This is a genomic window from Rodentibacter myodis, from assembly GCF_001999305.1.
GTDB lineage: Bacteria > Pseudomonadota > Gammaproteobacteria > Enterobacterales > Pasteurellaceae > Rodentibacter > Rodentibacter myodis.
Map to the genome: position 1 here is coordinate 25,690 of NZ_MLHQ01000032.1, position 18,121 is coordinate 43,810.

Below are 18,121 nucleotides of genomic sequence, written 5' to 3' on the forward strand. Positions count from 1 at the left end.
TAGTGCGCTTAGTATAGCCGATCAAATTCTTCTTGGCGAAAGGTTTGTGGATTTTCTTTGTGCTGCAAAATTTGATAGTAAAAATCATACGCCAAGACATTTTGTACATAGCCTCGGGTTTCAAAAAAGGGAATGGAAGCGATAAATTCGTCCATTGCCAGTTTTCCATTGGCGCGTGCCAACCAGCGTTCGACACGGCTTGCCCCTGCATTGTAAGCGGCGGCAATCAGAATACGATTATTCGGATATTTGGCGTTTAATTCATTTAAATGTGCCGTGCCAAGCAAAATATTGTTCAATGGTCTGAACAAGTCATTTTCACTTTGATATGGCAGTTGTTGATTGTTTGCCGTTAATTGTGCGGTGCTTGGGAGCAGCTGCATTAAACCACGGGCATTGGCTGAAGATTGTGCCATTGGATTCCACGCACTTTCTTGACGGGCAATTGCCATCGCAAAGGTTTTGGAGATAGCGGTGTTTACTTGGGCAGTCGGATTTTTTATGGTTTCCCTATTTAAGGCAATATCAAAATAATCTTGATAAGCATTGGGCAAACGCAAAGTCAGATAATCCCACGCTTTGGCGATAATTGAACCATCCACGCCTAAATCAAACCAGCCCTGTTGGTTGGCATATTCACTCAAAGCAATTTGTCGTGCCTGCTTTGAATTTTTTTCATCAACGGGAAGATTTTCCAGCAGAAAACGCCAACGCTGTTTTGCCGCCCCTAAGCGATCTAATTGACGAAGTTCTGCAATTTCGGCTAAGGTATTTTGATGTTTTGTCCATTCATTTTTGAGTTCCGGTGTGGCTTGTTTTGATTCAAAATGATAGCCAGCCCCTCGATTTTTAGGGCTTAACATTGCTTGTGCCAACATTGGGTAAAAGCCACGTTCTTTAGAAAGTGCGGTCAAAATTGACGAGGTTTTTTGTTTATCGCTTTTCGCCAACCAATAACGCCATTCTTGTTTTTCTTTTCCTTCATTAGAAAGTGCGTTTAACCAAGGCATTAGATCGGTTTTCTGCCAAATTGCCATACGCAAACGGCGTTCAATCAGATTATCCGCCTTTAATTTTAGGATTTCCTCATCACGCCATTGTTGAAAATGCGGGCTTTCGTTATCAAAAAAACGGCTGATAAATGCTATTTTCCAATCCCGCATTTGAGCGTCATTGAGCTGCCACATTTTTGCCCATTGTTCATAAGGGGCGAAACTCGGTTCGTTGATATTTTCGGGAATACTGCGTAAATAACGGGAAAAACTTTGTAGTATCGCAAATTGATGGGGAATTTTGCCATTTTCAATCTGTGGTGATTTTTCCGCAATGATTTTGAGCTTACTTGGTGTTTTGAGTAAATCAATATAGCTTTGTAAATCCGCCAAAATTGTTGGATCTTCTTTTTCGCCATTTAGGTTTTCTAATTCTTTCGCCAACAGCTCTAAGCCTTTTACATCATTTTGAGTGAAAAGATTTTTCGCTTTTTGATAAATCTTGTCTGAGGTTCTGTTCCCGGTGGCATACCATTGCGCCCAAAGAGGCGTGTCTTTGGTGATTTCGCCATTATTCAACCAAAGATTTTCAAAGCGGGTCAAAATATCGCGTTGATTTGGTTGTGGGGATTGATTTGCTTCCGTCGCTTTGGCTTCATTTTGATAGGCTTGGTTTAGCACGGCGATCTGCATAGCAAGGCGTTGCGGTTTGATTTTTTTCGCATAATCAACCAGCTCAGGGGCTTGATTGTTACTAAGTAGATTCAGTATGCCCTGTTCTAGGCGTGCGTGTAAAAAGTGGTGGGAATGTTTGTCTAAATAATCCTCCATTTCTTTTTTTAATGCCATCACTTCATCTCGGGAGGTGTGCGGCGTGACCACATTGATTTGGCTTTCAAAATACGTTACCCACGCGTCATTTTGTAATGGATAGCCTTCTAATGAACGAATAAGTTGTTGGAAAAGCGGTTTATTTTCAAAAACACGATTATTTTTAACCGCACTTTTCAATAAACTTTCCAACTGTAAAAAAGTAGCACGTTGTTCAAAATGTTTTAAACGAACTTCTTGTTGGGTTTGTTGCCATTTTGCTTGTTCTTCGGCAAGGTTAATGGAAGGTGTTTTTTCGTTTTTGTGCGTATTTGCCATAATTGGCTGAGAAAGTGCGGTCAAAATAGCAAAAGAAATGAGAGAAAGTTTTTTCATATTTTTAATGGTTATTGAACATCATTTGTAAAAAAGCGAACCCTTAGATTCGCTTTTTAGTAGATTAGTTTCGTTAAAACACTTTTTTAAAGGGTTTTACAATCACTTCGCCATATACGCCGGCTTCTACATAAGGATCTTGTGTTGCCCACTCTTTTGCTGCCGTTAAGCTCTCAAATTGAGCGATTACCGTTGAGCCGGTAAATCCGGCGTCACCGGGGTTTTCATCATCAATAGCCGGATTAGGGCCGGCGGTGAGGAGGCGGTTTTCCGCTTGTAATTGTTTTAAACGTGCCAAGTGTTGTTCACGCACGGCAAGGCGTTTTGATAGCGTACCGGGAATATCCTGTGCAAAAATAACGTAATACATTGTGTTCTCCTTTTAATGGGTTAATAGATGGGGATTAAGAGGCTTGGGCTTCTTCAATAGAAGCCAAGGCTTTTTCTAATTCGTGATTGTTCTCGCGCGGAATAGCACGTGATTTGCCGTTGTTATCTACGGCAACAAAGGTGAATACCGCATCGGTTACGCAATAACGCTCGCCAATCGGTTCGCTTGAGACTTTTTTTACCCACACTTCCACTTTAATTTGAATGGAAGAACGCCCGACTTTTAAGCATTGTCCATAGCAACACACCACATCGCCAACAGTAATGGGCTTGATGAAATTCATACTGTCCACGGCAACGGTAACTACACGACCGTGGGCGATTTCTTTGGCTAAAATTGCGCCGCCCATATCCATTTGCGACATAATCCAACCGCCGAAAATATCACCGTTCGCATTGGTGTCGGAAGGCATAGCAAGAGTGCGTAATAATAATGTGCCTTTTGATTGGCGACCGTTTTTATCAATAAAATTTGAGGACATCATTGTTCTCCGTTTTTGTGATTATTTTGTTCGTCTTTGGGTAAATATTTGTAAATGTAAACGCCGGAAAGAATTGTTGCGATAAACGTCATCCCAATTAAGCCGAAAGATTTAAAATCGATCCAAGCTTCTTCCGACATATTGTGGCTGATATAAATATTCACCAACATACAAATGAGGAAGAAAATTGCCCAACCAAGATTGAGGGTATGCCACGCTTTTTCCGGCAGCGTGATTTCTTTGCCGAGTAATTTTTTGATGAGAGGTGTTTTAAATTGAAATTGTGCAACAAGTAACACAATGGCAAAGAGGGCATTGATGATGGTGACTTTCCACTGAAGATAGCGTAATTCGTTGAAATAAGCGGTTAAAAGCCCGAAGAAAACCACGGAGCCTGCCATAATTTTTTGTTGTTTTTCAATTGTGCCATATTTCCATTTTAAAACGATCATTTGCACAATGGTGGCAATCACAAGGACGATCGCCGCATCACGCACGCCCCCAAGTTTATAGGTGATAAAAAATAAAATGAGTGGAATAAATTCAAGTAATTGTTTCATTTATACTTCCTTCATCAATAAACTGTAAAAACGGTAGGTTATAACCAACTTTAAAATATTCACTGTCGCCACCAAAAGGCTGGTTACAACAGCAAAGAAAATGTTGCCGGGAATGGAAATAATTGGAGAAATTAAAAGAGGAGCAACAACATAGATAAGCAAGGTGTAAATAAATAAGTCCCCTTTTCTTTTCATTCCTTGCAGCCAAACTTTTTTAAGGCTTTGGGAAATACTATCTTGGGTTGTTAAATAATGTGTCGCCGATAAATTTAAACGAACGAAAAAATACATCCCAAAAAGGAAGACAAGAAAGGACACAATAGAAGGGGCGGTTGGCGTTTGGCTCATTACGCTGGTGGCGATTTCAATCAAAGCAAATAATAACGGTGTGATAGCAATCACTTCCAACACAATCGCCCCCACAAAACGTGGCAAGGTGGCACGAAAGCTTTGTGCTAAAGTGCGGTAGTTTTGTTGGCTGATTTGATGAACGCTAATTAATACCCAAGCACTAATAAAAGCCGAGGCTAATTGTGTGATAAAAAATGATAAAAGCATACCTGATTCAAGGTTTCCAACATCAGGTAAAGCTGTATTATTCGGCAAAGTATCTTGAGGAATGAGTGGGGGGCTTAATAATACGCTCGCCATCTGCACCATAAACAGAATTAAGACAAATTGAAGGGCGATTTTTTGTTGATTGCGAAAAAAATGCCAACTGTCTTGCAAAACTTGGGTAAAGTTAATCTTCATTTTATTTTCTCTTTTCAAAAATGGCGCAATTATACCTTGTTTGTGCGATTGTGCCATTTATCTTACGTAAAAATTCCGCTTTTTGATATGGCACAAATTTCTTAATTTCAAGTTTTTTCATTAAAAGTGCGGTCATTTTTAATGAGAAATTTTTACTAATTCATAAAAATTTGAAGTAGATCACAGAATGACTACTCAAAATGAAGTATATTTCACGCTGTTGATAGCCATAAAGTTTTTATGGTTTTCACTCAAATATAATACTTAAGGAGTTCAATATGAAAAAAACAGCACTCGCATTAGGCTTAACAGCAGCATTATTTAGTGGCGTAGCAAGCGCACACCAAGCAGGTGATTTTATTTTACGTGTTGGTGGTGTGTTTGTATCGGCACATTCTGAATCAGACACAAAAGGTGTCGGTGCAGGTAAACCGGAAGTGGTATTAGATGTAAAAGATAATGCACAACTCGGTTTAACCGGTACTTATATGTTTACCGACAATATCGGTGTGGAATTATTAGGTGCAACCCCATTCTCACATAAAATTACCGCTCACGTACCGGCTTTAGGTGCAAATGCAAACCTTGGTGAAGTGGTGAAATTAAAACAACTTCCACCAAGTTTATACGCACAATATTATTTCTTAGATAAAAATGCAGGTTCTCGCCCGTATATCGGTGCAGGTGTAAACTATACCCGTTTCTTTAATGCAAAATCATTAAATCCGGCAGTAACAAATTTAAATGTTAAAAAACATTCTTTCGCACCGGTTGTGAATGCAGGTATTGATATTAAATTAACAGATAACCTCTATTTGAATACTGCAATGTGGTACACCCATATTAAAACTAAAGCGAAATTTGATGCGTTAGGTTTAAACCACGAAGTTGATGTAAGACTTAACCCATTTGTGTTCTTCGCAGGTCTTGGTTACAGTTTCTAATCTTAGTGAGTCCTCTATTTAACAAAAAAGCGATGAATGATTTCATCGCTTTTCTTTTAGTTTTTATTCACTTGCGTAACCTTGTTTGGGTAATGGCTTACCGTCCAAATAGGCGATACCGTCTTTTAGGCATAAACGATCTTCCGCAAACCATTTAATTACCATTGGATAAATGCGATATTCTTGTTCCCTTGTGCGTAATTCAATCTCTTCCACATTATCATCAGGAAAAATCGGCACTTTGGCTTGTAAAATAATTGCACCGCCGTCCACTTCTTCATTGACAAAATGTACGGTTGTACCGTGTTCCGTATCACCGGCTTCCAATGCTCGCCGATAGGTATTTAAGCCCGCATATTTGGGTAAGAGAGAAGGGTGAATATTGAGAATTTTACTGCAAAAACGTTGAGTAAACGCAGCCGTTAAAATTTTCATATAGCCGGCAAGCACGATTAAATCCACTTCCATTGATTGCAAATAATCACCAATGGCATTATCCATTTCTGCATTATTGGCAAAATCTTGGCGTAAAAAAACTTGGGTAGGAATGACCGCACTTTTGGCACGTTCAAGTCCAAACGCTTCCGCTTTATTACTGACAACACAGGCGATTTTGGCAGGAATAAACCCCGTTTCACAGGCATCAATAATGGCTTGAAGATTACTTCCCTGCCCTGAAATTAAAACAGCAATTTTTTTCATAAAGATCCTAAAGAGAAAAGGCGAATTTTCATTCGCCTTATTGGGAAAAATTATTGAATAACGACCCGTTCTTCGCCATCCTTTGCCGACTCAATATGACCGATCAGCCACGCATTTTCACCGGCTTGTTTTAAAATGGCAAGTGCGGTTTCTACTTCAGCCTGCGGAAGGGCAATTACCATACCCACGCCACAGTTGAACGTGCGGTACATTTCATAGGTGGAAATATTGCCTTGTTCTTGCAGCCATTTGAAGATTGGTTGCCATTCCCAGCTTTTTTCATTGATAACGGCTTTGGTATTTTTTGGCAACACACGTGGAATGTTTTCCCAGAAGCCACCGCCTGTTAAGTGTGCGATGGCGTGAACATCGGTTTGTTTAATAAGGGATAAGATAGATTTCACATAAATTTTGGTTGGGGCTAACACTTGTTCGCTTAATGGTTTTCCGTTTAATTGCTCTGTTTCGGGATTCACACCGGAAACTTCGATCACTTTACGAATTAAAGAATAGCCATTGGAATGAGGACCGCTTGAGCCTAAAGCGATTAAGGCATCTCCGTTACGCACTTGGCTACCGTCAATAATTTCAGATTTTTCTACCACGCCCACACAAAAACCGGCTAAATCGTAATCGCCTTCGTGATACATTCCCGGCATTTCAGCGGTTTCACCGCCCACAAGCGCACAACCTGATTGCACACAGCCTTCCGCAATGCCTTTGACTACATCTGAAGCCACATCCACCTCTAATTTACCGGTAGCATAATAGTCTAAGAAAAATAACGGCTCGGCACCTTGCACCACTAAGTCGTTCACACACATTGCGACCAAATCCACACCAATTGTATCGTGCTTTTTCAAATCAATCGCCAAACGTAATTTTGTTCCCACGCCGTCCGTGCCGGAAACCAAAATCGGCTCTTTATATTTGCTTGGAATTGCACATAATGCGCCAAATCCGCCAAGTCCACCAATGACTTCCGAACGGGTAGTGCGTTTGACGTGTGGTTTGATTCGTTCGACAAGTTCATTACCGGCATTAATATCCACGCCGGCATCTTTGTAACTTAATGATTGTTTGCTCACAATGTTTTCCTGAGTTTGTTAAAGAAAAAATCAGCGCAGATTGTATCAGTTTACGCAAACGTTTGCGATAAAATTTTAAGACAAAAAAGACCGCACATTAAATAAAGTGCGGTCTTTTTCATTGTTATTTTTAACGGTTTGCCAATTCAAAAATCATCGCTTCGGCTTGACAGCTAAAGGTGAAACTTGCTTTTAATTGCACACCGTTTTCAAGAGTGATAATTTCACTGCTGATTTGGCAAGGATCACTTTCTGTTTTGTGTGCTTTTTCCGTGAGTGTTGCAAGGGCTTGTTCTGCTTCGGCTTGGCTGCCGTAAATTTGTTCCACATTCACCGTGCAGTCTGAGCCATCAATAATCGTCCCCACATCCACACAGCTACAAGTAAGGGATTCTTCCGCTTTGCATTTTATTGCCATAATTTATCCTTATTTTAAAATTAAAATTGGCATTATTTTAGCACTTTTGAAAATAACTTGAAAACTCACCGCACTTTAAATTGTGCCTACTGGTCGGAACTCTATAAAAATAAATAAAATGAATTTGCACTCCAATAAATGGAGCTTTAGAATCCCCCGTCCTCTAAATTCCTCTATAAATAAAAAGGTTTCTTCTATGAAAAAATTTAACCAATCTTTATTAGCAACGGCAATGTTACTTGCCGCCGGTGGTGCAAATGCCGCCGCCTTCCAATTAGCGGAAGTTTCAACCTCGGGCTTGGGGCGTGCGTATGCCGGTGAAGCGGCAATGGCGGATAACGCTTCTGTTGTAGCAACCAACCCTGCATTAATGAGCCTATTTAAAACCAACCAATTTTCCGTAGGCGGCGTTTATGTGGATTCTAAGATCAAAATGAGCGGCCCGGTTACGGTAACGGCATTTGGTCGTCCGATTGCTCAGGGTTCCGCTTCGCAAAATAGTGTGGTACCGGGATCACTCATTCCAAATATGTATTTTGTTGCCCCAATCAATGACAAATTCGCTGTGGGCGGTGGAATGAATGTGAATTTTGGCTTAAAAAGTGAATATGACAACAACTATGATGCAGGGGTTTTTGGTGGAAAAACCGATTTAACCGCCATTAATCTTAACTTAAGCGGTTCATATCGTGTCACCCAAGGTTTAAGTGCCGGTGTAGGCGTGAATGCCGTTTATGCAAAAGCAGAAATTGAACGCCGTGCAGGCGTTTTAAGTACTGCGGTTAAAAATGCTGCACCTTTGGTTCCTGGTTTAGTTCAAGCCGGCTTAATTTCACCTAATGCAGCCCAATCTTTATCAAGACTTCAAGGCGCAGAGAAAGATACGGTTTTAACCCATTTACAAGATAAGAGTGCGTGGGCGTTTGGTTGGAATGCCGGTTTATTATACGAATTTAATGAGCGTAATCGTATTGGTGTGGCGTATCACTCCAAAATTGATATTGATTTTAAAGACCGTTATGCCACCAGCGCACCACGTGTCATCGCAGGTCAACCGGCAGGTGAAGGCGGCTTAACGTTACATTTGCCGGATTATTTAGAAGTGTCAGGTTTCCATCAATTAACGGATCGTTTCGCAATGCATTATAGCTATAAATATACGCATTGGAGTCGCTTAAAATCGCTACACGCTACCTATAACACCGGTGAAGAAGCCTTCCATAAAGATGAAAATTACCGCAGCAATTCCCGTATTGCCCTTGGTGCGACCTATGATGTAAATGATCAATTAACCTTGCGTGCGGGTATCGCTTATGACGAAGCGGCCGCAACAACTGCTCACGCAAGTGCTTCCATTCCGGATACGGATCGTACTTGGTATAGCGTTGGTGCAACCTATAAATTTACCCCGAATCTTTCCGTTGATTTAGGTTATGCCTATTTGAAAGGTAAAAAAATTCAATTTACAGAATCGCAAGATGTGCGTGGCATTGCTACAATCAAAGCGGATTACACCTCTAAAGCCAGTGCAAATCTTTACGGTTTAAACTTAAATTATAGTTTTTAATCCATTCAAAAATTTAGCATAATAAGGCACGTTTCCAGGTAGAAGCGTGCCTTTCTTTTTTAATGATGTAGTTAATGTACAGAATAGAAATGATTGTTTTTGTCGGACGCCATGTCGGATTACATAAAAATTAAATAATTTCAATAATATGGGCGTCAGCGTGGCGCCCTTGAAGGGCTCAATCGTTGTATATTTGCTACATAACACTGCAAAACAGGACTAAAAATGACCGCACTTTATTACACCTACTATCCTTCGCCGGTGGGCAAACTTCTCATTTTGTCTGACGGCGAACACATCACACATATTGATTTTGAAAAAGAACAATACGCCCCAAACCCTGCGTGGTTAGAGAAAAACGATTTACCCTTGTTCCAAAAAGTTTATCGTGCTTTTGACCGTTATTTTAACGGTGAAGCGGAAACCTTTGCAGATATTCCATTGAAAGCAGAGGGAACGGCATTTCAGCAGGCAATCTGGCAGGCATTGCGAAAAATTGGTTATGGCGAAATGTCGAGTTATGGTGAATTGGCAAAAATGATCAACAACCCGAAAGCCGTGCGTGCAGTAGGTGGCGCAGTAGGGAGTAATCCAATTAGTATTATTATCCCTTGCCACCGCATTTTGGGGAAAGATAAAACCCTAACGGGCTTTGGTGGTGGATTGGCGGTAAAACGTTTTTTGCTACAACTGGAAAAGATCCCTTACATTGATAAAGGCAGTGAATATACCAAGCCCCGCTTTTTCAAAAAATATACTGAATGACTTTACAAACACCTCCCAAAACATTGGCAGAGTTACTTCGGCACGCTCAAACCATTGCAGGTTTAACCTTTGGTGAACTTGCTGATGAATTAAATATTCCCGTCCCACCCAATTTAAAACGGGATAAAGGCTGGGTTGGAATGTTATTGGAAACCGCATTAGGGGCGACAGCGGGCAGTAAAGCCGAGCAGGATTTTGCTCATCTTGGTGTGGAACTTAAAACCCTACCGATTAATGAACAGGGATTTCCATTGGAAACCACTTTCGTTAGCCTTGCCCCTTTGGTGCAAAATTCCGGCGTGCAGTGGGAAACCTCTCACGTTCGCCATAAATTATCTTGCGTACTTTGGATACCCATTGAAGGCAGCCGCCATATAGCATTGCGGAAACGCCACATCGGCGCCCCTATTTTATGGCAACCAACGCCCGCGCAAGAACGCCAATTAAAACAAGATTGGGAAGAATTGATGGAATACATCACCCTTGGACGGCTCGATCAAATTACCGCAAGAATTGGTGAAGTGATGCAATTAAGACCAAAAGGAGCAAACAGTAAATCAATTACGAAAGGTATTGGCAAAAATGGGGAAGTAATAGAAACGTTACCCTTAGGCTTTTATTTGAGAAAAGAATTTACTGCCGGCATTTTGAGGGATTTTTTAAGCGCTTAACTGTGGCTGTTCACGATAGCTTAGGGCGATCAGTTGCAAAAAATATCGTGAAAATAACTGCACTTTCCTCTTCCTCCGCCTACGGTATATCCCTTCGTAAACGGAGAGAGGGAAAGGAAAATTTGGTGTATGTTGTAATAAACTCACCAGTCTGAAATAACGTGATTGGTAGGGACGCCACGCTGGCGTCCTTACAGATTATTTCGTTTTATACATTCATATAATAAAGCCCTCTATAACAAGAGGGCTAAAATCGTCAAAAATTATCCTTACGCCACTTGAATGAAGAAATCCTTCAATCCGACCAATACATTATTTACCGCAACGGTGGCTAAAATTAATCCCATTACACGGCTGATAATTGCCGCACCGGAATTGCCTATAAAGTGCTGAATACGGTTTGCGGCAAGCAGTAAAATATAGGTGATTAATAACACCGCCAACATAATTCCGGCGGTAATAAACTGCTCGGTAAAATTGAAACGGTGATTATCCGTTAAAAGCACTATCGCCATCATCGCCCCCGGTGAAGCAATGGAAGGCACGGCAAGAGGGTAAACTGCAATTTCTGTAACATTTGCACGCATTTTGATTTCTTGATCCGGTTTACTTTCACCAAAAATCATTGTTAGGGCAAATAAGAACAGGACTAATCCACCGGCAATTTGGAACGCCGGTAGGGGAACTTGCATTGCTTCAAAAAGAATTTGTCCGCCGATTAAAAAGAAAAGCAAAATGCCGGCGGAAATAATTACCGCATTGCGGGCGATTTTGCGGCGTTCTTCAAGGGAAAATCCAATGGTTTTAGAAAGGTAAACGGGGATCGAACCGATAGGATCAATCACCGCCCAAAGTACAACGAACTGAACAATAAAAGAATCAAACATCCACTTTCCTTTTTATTTAATGAAAACAATAGGCGGGCATTCTATCAAATAAATGGTGCAAAGGGAGAAAACCACGGCACATTTCGCCCTATTTTTTTGTATTTTCAAAAACTTGGAAAAAACCGACCGCACTTTGTAGCTGATCACCGTAAAAAATCATCGGAATACGATTACGTAGCCAAAGGGGGACAGCGAGTTCTTGCCATATTTTTTTGATGTCTTCCCTTGGGCGTTTAGGATGATGTTTGATTTTACCCGAATAAGAAAAGCGAATTTGAATCGGCAAATGGGTTGGGGGAAGCACAGTGGAATGTTCTTGCCAATGGAAGATAAATTGGTGTTCCAGCCGTTGTAAATAAAGTTCACCCAAATTATCGGGCAAGGTGAGAGATGACTTTTTCATTTCAAGGCAAATTGCACGCAGATCGAGAAAGTTATTCGTAAGATACAGGCAAGATTGATAACGGCGTATCACGTTTTTACCTAGTTGAAATTGAGGATTTGCCTCTTTTTTTGCCGAGATAACATCTTGAATAAGTTGTTCAAGTTGGCGTTTACTTGGCATTTCGCATTGGTTTTTCGCTAACCACATACGCAAAAGTGCGGTCTGTTTTGGCGGCGAATATTGATGGAACTGATGAAGATGAAATTCGGTCTTTGTTTGGCAATGTGCCTCAAAGGTTGGTTGCAACAATTCTTCAATTAATGTTTGTTGCTCAAAACAGTGCTGTGCAGTGCGTTGAACCGCATTGTCAAAGTGCGACCAACGTTCACACAGTAGCGGTAATACCTGATTACGCAAAAAATTACGTTCATAGCGGTTATCATCATTGCTTTCGTCATTAATCCAAGTCAGTTTTTCCCTTTGGATATAATCTGTTAATTGTTCACGACTGAAATTGAGTAGGGGACGAAAAATGCTCATCCCAAAGATTTCGCTTTGGGCTTGCATTGCACTTAATCCTTGCAGCCCACTACCTCGTTTTAGAGCAAGGAAAAAGGTTTCTGTTTGATCGTTTAGATGGTGTGCCGTGGTGAGTAATTCATTTGCTTGAAGATGTTGGCGAATAGCATTGTAACGGGCTTCGCGCGCACCGGCCTCCACACCATTGCGCTGGTTAACCTGTACATATTCAATAAGGAGTGGAATATTCAATTTATCGCATAGCGTTTGGCAATGGTTTACCCAGCTATCCGCATTCGGGCTTAAACCGTGATGAATATGAATTGCCCGCAGGCGAAAGTGCGGTTGTTTTTCACGGTATTTTGCAAAAAGAGAGAGAAGGGCAGTGGAGTCCAGCCCACCGCTCAAAGCAATAAGATAACCTTGCGCGGTGGTTTGTGAGAGTTGCTGTTCAAAATTTGAAAAAAGATCCATTAAGCAATTTTTTCAGCTTTATATTGACTGGTTGGATTTAAAATTTCAAAACGTGCGGCAATGGTTTGCAGCTCGTAAGAATTGCGTTCAAAGGTGGTTTTCATCACGCCGGCGACTTCATTATTCATTGCTTCAAAGGCTTCAACATCTGATTTGCCGTTGAGTAAATTGGCTAAAAATGTGCCGGCAATTAAATCGCCCACGCCCACCGGTTCAAAATTGAATTGATAAAGCGGACGGCTTAAGTGCCAAATACCTTCCGGGGTTGCCATAATGATTTCAAAAGTATCGGGATCATTGATTTTGCCTACTTTTCCTAAGTGTTTTACCAATACTTTTTTCACGCCTTTGGCGAGCAATGCCCGCACGGCTTTAAGGACATCATTAAAATGATTGATCGGGAAGTCGCTGAGCTGGCGTAGTTCGTTGAGGTTGGGGGTCATAATATCTGCTACCGGAATGGCTTTTTCAATTAAGGCTTCACGCACACCGTTTGCCACAACACAAATTTTTTCAGGGTTCGGCATCACCGGATCGCATAAATAGAGGGCATTAGGGTTGCGTTTTTTGATTTGTTCTAAAGCATAAATAATTTGATCAACCTGTTCTGCCGAACCAAGATAACCGGAAAGCAAGGCATCACATTCTTGTAATTTTTCAATATTGTCCAAACCACTAACAATTTCACGGATTTGCTCTTGTGGAATCACCATTCCCGTCCATTTGCCGTATTGGGTGTGATTAGAAAATTGCACCGTGTTAAGTGCCCAAACATCAACTCCTAATAATTGCATTGGGAAAGTGGCGGATTTATTGCCAGCAAAGCCATAGACCACGTGGGATTGAATGGAAAGTACGTTTTTCATATTTGCCTCCTTTTTGTTGTGTTATTCCATTAAGTAGGGAAAGGGATTTTTACAAGATAAAAAAGAGCAGTCAAAATACCGCTCTTTTTTAAATAGGTTTAACAATAGCCGTAAGACATTAAACGCTGGTAACGTCTGTCTAATAATTCTTCTTTATTTAATCCGTCAAGTTCGGCTAAATCTTCCGTTAAACGTTTTTTCAAGTTTACTGCTATTAATGCATAATCACGATGTGCGCCACCGAGTGGTTCTTGCACGATACCGTCAATTAAGTTGAGTTCTTTTAAACGGGCTGCGGTTAATCCCATTACTTCTGCGGCGGTGGAGGCTTTTTCGGCACTTTTCCAAAGAATGGAGGCACAGCCTTCCGGTGAGATAACGGAGTAGGTGGAATATTGCAACATATTGACTTTATCGCCCACACCGATTGCCAATGCACCGCCTGAGCCGCCTTCACCAATCACGGTACAAATCACCGGCACGGTTAATTGCGCCATTTCTCGTAGATTGCGCGCGATAGCTTCCGCCTGACCGCGTTCTTCCGCACCAATGCCTGGATAAGCCCCCGGTGTATCAATGAACGTGATAATAGGGAGATTAAAACGCTCTGCCATTTCCATTAAACGCAAGGCTTTGCGATAACCTTCCGGTGCTGGCATACCAAAATTGCGTTTTACTTTGTCTTTTACCGTTCTGCCTTTTTGGTGACCAATTACCATCACCGGGCGACCATCCAAACGGGCTAAACCGCCTACAATGGCTTTGTCATCGGCAAAAGCACGATCGCCGGCAAGTTCTTCAAATTCGGTAAAAATATGTTCAATATAATCAAGGGTATAAGGACGATTTGGGTGGCGTGCCATTCGGGAAACCTGCCACGCATCAAGATTGGCAAAGGTTTTTTTGGTGAGTTCATCGCTTTTTTTCTGTAAACGCTTAATTTCGTCCGTTAAATCCACTTTATCATCGGAAGCGGCACGCAAAGCTTCAATTTTCGCTTCCAACTCTGCAATCGGCAGTTCAAAATCTAAATATTCTTGACTCATTTTTTATCCTAAAAACACCGTGAAAATTGCCCGCACTTTATCAAGAATTACCTTGTGGCGCAAATGGTTTTCACTGGTTGGGCGAGCTTATAACCGTTCTTTTTTAAATAAAGACAGGACAAATAAAAAGGCGGAACAAATTACCACAGAAGGGCCGACAGCGGTGTCATACAGTGCGGATAGAATCAGCCCTCCAATAACGGAAAGTTGACTCATTCCAATGGCAAAACCCACCATTGATTCCGGTGTTTTGGCAAAACGGCGTGCCGTGGCTGCGGGAATAATGAGTAATGAGGTGATAATTAATGCACCGACAAACTTCATACTTAATGCAATTGTAAGTGCGGTCAACATCATCAAAATAAAACGCATTTTTTTGATATTGATACCTTCCACTTGGGCGAGTTCCGGCGAGACGGTGGTGGAAAGGAGAGCTTGCCAAAAATAAACCAATGTACTTAATACGATCACCACGCCAATAGCGATATAAATTAAATCCGAATAATTGATCGCGAGGAGATCGCCGAATAAATAGCTCATTAAATCCACACGCACATTTTTTAATAATCCAACGGTGACTACGCCAAGGGATAAACAACTGTGGGCGATGATGCCGAGCAGGGTATCAATAGAAAATTGCGTGTTGCTTTCTAACCATACTATCATTCCTGCAAGAATAAGGGTAAGCACTACAATGGCGACATAAGGATTCACCTGAAGAAAAATCCCTAATGCTACGCCAAGTAAGGCGGAATGTGAAAGTGTGTCGCCAAAGTATGCCATTTTACGCCACACCACAAAGACACCTAATGGTGCGGTGATAAGGGAAAGTAAAATACCGGTCAAAAATGCCGGAAAGAGAATTTCAAACATTAGGCATCCTTATTTTGACAATGATTTTCGGAATGACCACACCCACAGACATCACCGTGCAAATTGTGATGGTGATTGTGATGGTGGGTGTAAAAGCCTACATTCTGTGCGAGTTGATTTCCCCATAAACGCATAAAGGTAGGATCATTGGAAAGGCTTTCCGGCGTGCCGGCACAACAAATATGTTGGTTGATACAAAGCACTTCTTTACTGTCTGCCATTACAATGTGTAAATCGTGGGACACCATTAGCACCGCACAATTCAGTTTTTTCTGGGTTTGGTGAATAAGTCGGTAAAGTTCTGCCTGACCGGTAATATCCACCCCTTGGGTTGGTTCGTCCAAAACCAAGAGATTTGGTTTGTTTAAAATCGCACGGGCAAGCAGTACGCGCTGCATTTCGCCACCGGAAAGTTTTTGCATATTGTTTTGGCGTAAATGGGGAACCGAAAGTTGCTCAAGTGCGGTCAAAATTTCCTGCATTTTTATGCCTTTTTTTAAGGCAAGAAAACGCTCCACCGTAATGGGTAAGCTATGATCCAAATGAATTTTTTGTGGCACATAGCCAATACGTACATTTTTACCATAAATCACTTCACCGCCGGTGGGCTGTTGTAGCTTCAATAGGGTTTTGAGTAAGGTCGATTTGCCGCCGCCGTTCGGCCCGACAATGGTGATAATGGAATTTGGATAAATTTTTAAATTGATATTTTGTAACGCGGTTTTTTGTTCAAACACCACATTGATATTTTTGAGTTCAATTAATGGAGAGAGCGGATCGCGTTGAATGGTATGAATTTGCATAATACCGCCTGTGTCAAATTTAGCGGCTAACATTAGCTTATTTCAGGGAATTTCTCAAGGCATAATCGCTTATGCCGAATATTTCGCCATCTTTTTTCAATGTTTTAAGGTAGAATGAACCTACTTTATAATTTGTAGTCAGAAAAGCGATATTATTTCCATTTTAGGTCATCATTTTGCAGCACGTTAAATTAGCCCGAGACAGACGAAAAAGAAAATCCCGCATCAAGGCGGCGATTTTTTTTGCTGCATTGTTGCTCATCTTTACCGGAACAATGCTTGGTTTGAAAGATAATGCGGAATCCGAACCCACGGTGCAAAGCAATTTAGAGCCGGAAATGGTGGGCGATGTGCAATATCAATCACTCCAGCCTGATGATTCTCAATCTTCTTCTCAACCAGCCGAACAGGCTGACGCACACGCAGATTCTGAAGACGCCACTTCTTATGATGATGAGTTGCAAGGTCAGGACGATGAATCGGAAGAAGTCAAACCTGAATTTGATGAATTAAATGATTTACCGCAAGATGCACAAGATGCCTTGAATGGCTTATTGGATGCCGCCGATCAGGCAATACGTATTAGTGATCAATTCAGCCATACCGTTGTGCGTGGCGATACATTAAAAGATGTATTGGAGCTTTCAGGCTTGGATGATGACACCGCAAAAGGCTTGATCGCTTCTTATCCGGAATTAAAAAACTTGCGTGCGGGGCAGCAATTTTATTGGATATTAGACAAAAACGATGAGTTGGAATATCTAAACTGGTTAGTTTCCGAAAAAGAAGAACGCATTTATGAGCGGGTACAGGACGGTAAATTTAAACGTCAAATTTTAGAAAAACAAAGCGTTTGGAAAAAAGAAGTGTTGAAAGGGCAGGTTTCCGGTTCTTTTGCCGCAAGTTTACGGGCGTTGGGGCTGGATGGTCGTCAAGTTTCCCAATTAAGTTCTGCCTTACAGTGGCAGGTGAGTTTACAAAAATTGAAAAAAGGCACGAAATTTGCGGTGTTGGTTTCCCGTGAATATTTAGGTGATAAACTTACCGGGCAAGGTAACGTGGAAGCGATCCATATTATTGCCGAGGGTAAAAGTTATTATGCCATTCAAGCGGCAAACGGACGTTATTACAATCAACAGGGGGAAACCTTAGGCAAAGGCTTTGCCCGTTATCCATTACAACGTCAAGCACGCATTTCTTCACCATTTAACCCGAATCGCCGCCATCCGGTAACAGGGCGTGTTCGTCCGCATAAAGGTGTGGATTTTTCCGTGCCACAAGGCACACCGATTATTGCACCGGCGGACGCCTTAGTGGAAAAAGTGGCGTATCAAGCCGGTGGGGCAGGGCGTTATATTGTGCTTCGCCATAGTCGGGAATATCAAACCGTTTATATGCATTTAAGTCGCCCATTGGTTAGAGCCGGACAAAGTGTGAAAAAAGGGGAACGAATTGCCCTTTCCGGCAATACGGGTATTTCCACCGGCCCACACTTACATTATGAATTTCATATTAACGGCCGTGCGGTGAATCCATTAACGGTTAAACTGCCGGGAACAAGCGGTGGCATGGCAACGGCAGAGCGTAAGCAATTCTTAATAAGAGCCAAAGAAGCAGAAAGAAGGTTGAGATTTTAGTCACCACTCAAAAGTCTGTCTCTTAAAAGTTGAAAACAAAAATCAGCTTATTAAGAGGCAGATTTTTTATGTCTTGATTTTGTTGTGAAGACT

Annotated in this window: 19 protein-coding genes; 5 read left to right on the plus strand and 14 right to left on the minus strand. The window is 41.5% G+C overall.

Annotation, left to right across the window (positions count from 1 at the left end):
* Positions 1-8: 8 nt before the first annotated feature.
* From BKL49_RS10995 to BKL49_RS11015, 5 genes are all read right to left on the minus strand, one after another.
* Complete coding sequence (locus BKL49_RS10995; protein ID WP_077425405.1) at positions 9-2,198, minus strand: transglycosylase SLT domain-containing protein; 2,190 nt, start codon at positions 2,196-2,198, stop codon at positions 9-11.
* A gap of 73 nt (positions 2,199-2,271) precedes the next feature.
* On the minus strand, positions 2,272-2,568 hold the full coding sequence (locus BKL49_RS11000; protein WP_077425407.1) for a YciI family protein: 297 nt from the start codon (positions 2,566-2,568) through the stop codon (positions 2,272-2,274).
* A 34-nt stretch (positions 2,569-2,602) separates the two neighbouring features.
* Positions 2,603-3,070: an acyl-CoA thioester hydrolase YciA gene (yciA, locus tag BKL49_RS11005; RefSeq protein ID WP_077425409.1), complete on the minus strand. Its 468-nt coding sequence runs from the start codon at positions 3,068-3,070 to the stop codon at positions 2,603-2,605.
* Entirely contained in the window at positions 3,070-3,630 is a 561-nt protein-coding gene (locus BKL49_RS11010; protein ID WP_077425411.1) for a septation protein A, read from the minus strand. The genes yciA and BKL49_RS11010 overlap by 1 nt, the downstream gene beginning before the upstream one ends.
* Positions 3,631-4,383, minus strand: coding sequence for a hypothetical protein (locus BKL49_RS11015; protein ID WP_077425467.1), 753 nt, complete (start codon positions 4,381-4,383; stop codon positions 3,631-3,633).
* 278 nt (positions 4,384-4,661) lie between these two features.
* On the opposite strand from BKL49_RS11015, the gene BKL49_RS11020 reads away from it, so the two are divergent.
* Positions 4,662-5,327, plus strand: coding sequence for an OmpW/AlkL family protein (locus BKL49_RS11020; protein ID WP_077425413.1), 666 nt, complete (start codon positions 4,662-4,664; stop codon positions 5,325-5,327).
* 63 nt (positions 5,328-5,390) lie between these two features.
* Here BKL49_RS11020 and purN read toward each other — a convergent pair whose 3' ends face one another.
* The 3 genes from purN to BKL49_RS11035 form a co-directional block, all read right to left on the minus strand.
* A complete protein-coding gene (purN, locus tag BKL49_RS11025; protein WP_077425415.1) occupies positions 5,391-6,029 on the minus strand; it encodes a phosphoribosylglycinamide formyltransferase in 639 nt (212 codons plus the stop codon).
* Between the two features lie 50 nt (positions 6,030-6,079).
* Positions 6,080-7,117: a phosphoribosylformylglycinamidine cyclo-ligase gene (gene purM / locus BKL49_RS11030; protein WP_077425417.1), complete on the minus strand. Its 1,038-nt coding sequence runs from the start codon at positions 7,115-7,117 to the stop codon at positions 6,080-6,082.
* Between the two features lie 130 nt (positions 7,118-7,247).
* Positions 7,248-7,535, minus strand: a complete 288-nt coding sequence (locus tag BKL49_RS11035; RefSeq protein WP_077425419.1) for a YfcZ/YiiS family protein — start codon at positions 7,533-7,535, stop codon at positions 7,248-7,250.
* A 196-nt stretch (positions 7,536-7,731) separates the two neighbouring features.
* Here BKL49_RS11035 and BKL49_RS11040 point away from each other — a divergent pair, with 196 nt between their 5' ends.
* The 3 genes from BKL49_RS11040 (at position 7,732) to mutH (ending at position 10,538) form a co-directional block, all read left to right on the plus strand.
* Complete coding sequence (locus BKL49_RS11040; protein WP_077425421.1) at positions 7,732-9,102, plus strand: outer membrane protein transport protein; 1,371 nt, start codon at positions 7,732-7,734, stop codon at positions 9,100-9,102.
* A 225-nt stretch (positions 9,103-9,327) separates the two neighbouring features.
* On the plus strand, positions 9,328-9,867 hold the full coding sequence (locus BKL49_RS11045; protein WP_077425423.1) for a methylated-DNA--[protein]-cysteine S-methyltransferase: 540 nt from the start codon (positions 9,328-9,330) through the stop codon (positions 9,865-9,867).
* Positions 9,864-10,538 (plus strand): DNA mismatch repair endonuclease MutH, encoded by a 675-nt coding sequence (mutH, locus tag BKL49_RS11050; RefSeq protein ID WP_077425425.1) that lies wholly within the window; start codon positions 9,864-9,866, stop codon positions 10,536-10,538. Before BKL49_RS11045 ends, mutH begins: the two co-directional genes overlap by 4 nt.
* 269 nt (positions 10,539-10,807) lie before the next feature.
* Here the strand turns inward: mutH and BKL49_RS11055 are convergent, their stop codons facing one another.
* From BKL49_RS11055 to znuC, 6 genes are all read right to left on the minus strand, one after another.
* On the minus strand, positions 10,808-11,425 hold the full coding sequence (locus BKL49_RS11055) for a MarC family protein (RefSeq protein WP_077425427.1): 618 nt from the start codon (positions 11,423-11,425) through the stop codon (positions 10,808-10,810).
* Positions 11,426-11,513: 88 nt separating this feature from the next.
* On the minus strand, positions 11,514-12,803 hold the full coding sequence (tilS, locus tag BKL49_RS11060; protein WP_077425429.1) for a tRNA lysidine(34) synthetase TilS: 1,290 nt from the start codon (positions 12,801-12,803) through the stop codon (positions 11,514-11,516).
* Positions 12,803-13,669 carry a pyridoxal kinase gene (pdxY, locus tag BKL49_RS11065; protein WP_077425431.1) on the minus strand — a complete coding sequence of 289 codons (867 nt, stop codon included), beginning with the start codon at positions 13,667-13,669 and terminating at the stop codon, positions 12,803-12,805. Before pdxY ends, tilS begins: the two co-directional genes overlap by 1 nt.
* A 98-nt stretch (positions 13,670-13,767) precedes the next feature.
* Entirely contained in the window at positions 13,768-14,715 is a 948-nt protein-coding gene (accA, locus tag BKL49_RS11070; protein ID WP_077425433.1) for an acetyl-CoA carboxylase carboxyl transferase subunit alpha, read from the minus strand.
* Between the two features lie 87 nt (positions 14,716-14,802).
* Entirely contained in the window at positions 14,803-15,588 is a 786-nt protein-coding gene (gene znuB / locus BKL49_RS11075) for a zinc ABC transporter permease subunit ZnuB (RefSeq protein WP_077425435.1), read from the minus strand.
* A complete protein-coding gene (znuC, locus tag BKL49_RS11080) occupies positions 15,588-16,391 on the minus strand; it encodes a zinc ABC transporter ATP-binding protein ZnuC (protein WP_077425469.1) in 804 nt (267 codons plus the stop codon). Before znuC ends, znuB begins: the two co-directional genes overlap by 1 nt.
* A 176-nt stretch (positions 16,392-16,567) precedes the next feature.
* On the opposite strand from znuC, the gene mepM reads away from it, so the two are divergent.
* A complete protein-coding gene (gene mepM, locus BKL49_RS11085) occupies positions 16,568-18,028 on the plus strand; it encodes a murein DD-endopeptidase MepM (protein WP_077425437.1) in 1,461 nt (486 codons plus the stop codon).
* The last annotated feature ends 93 nt before the right edge of the window (positions 18,029-18,121 follow it).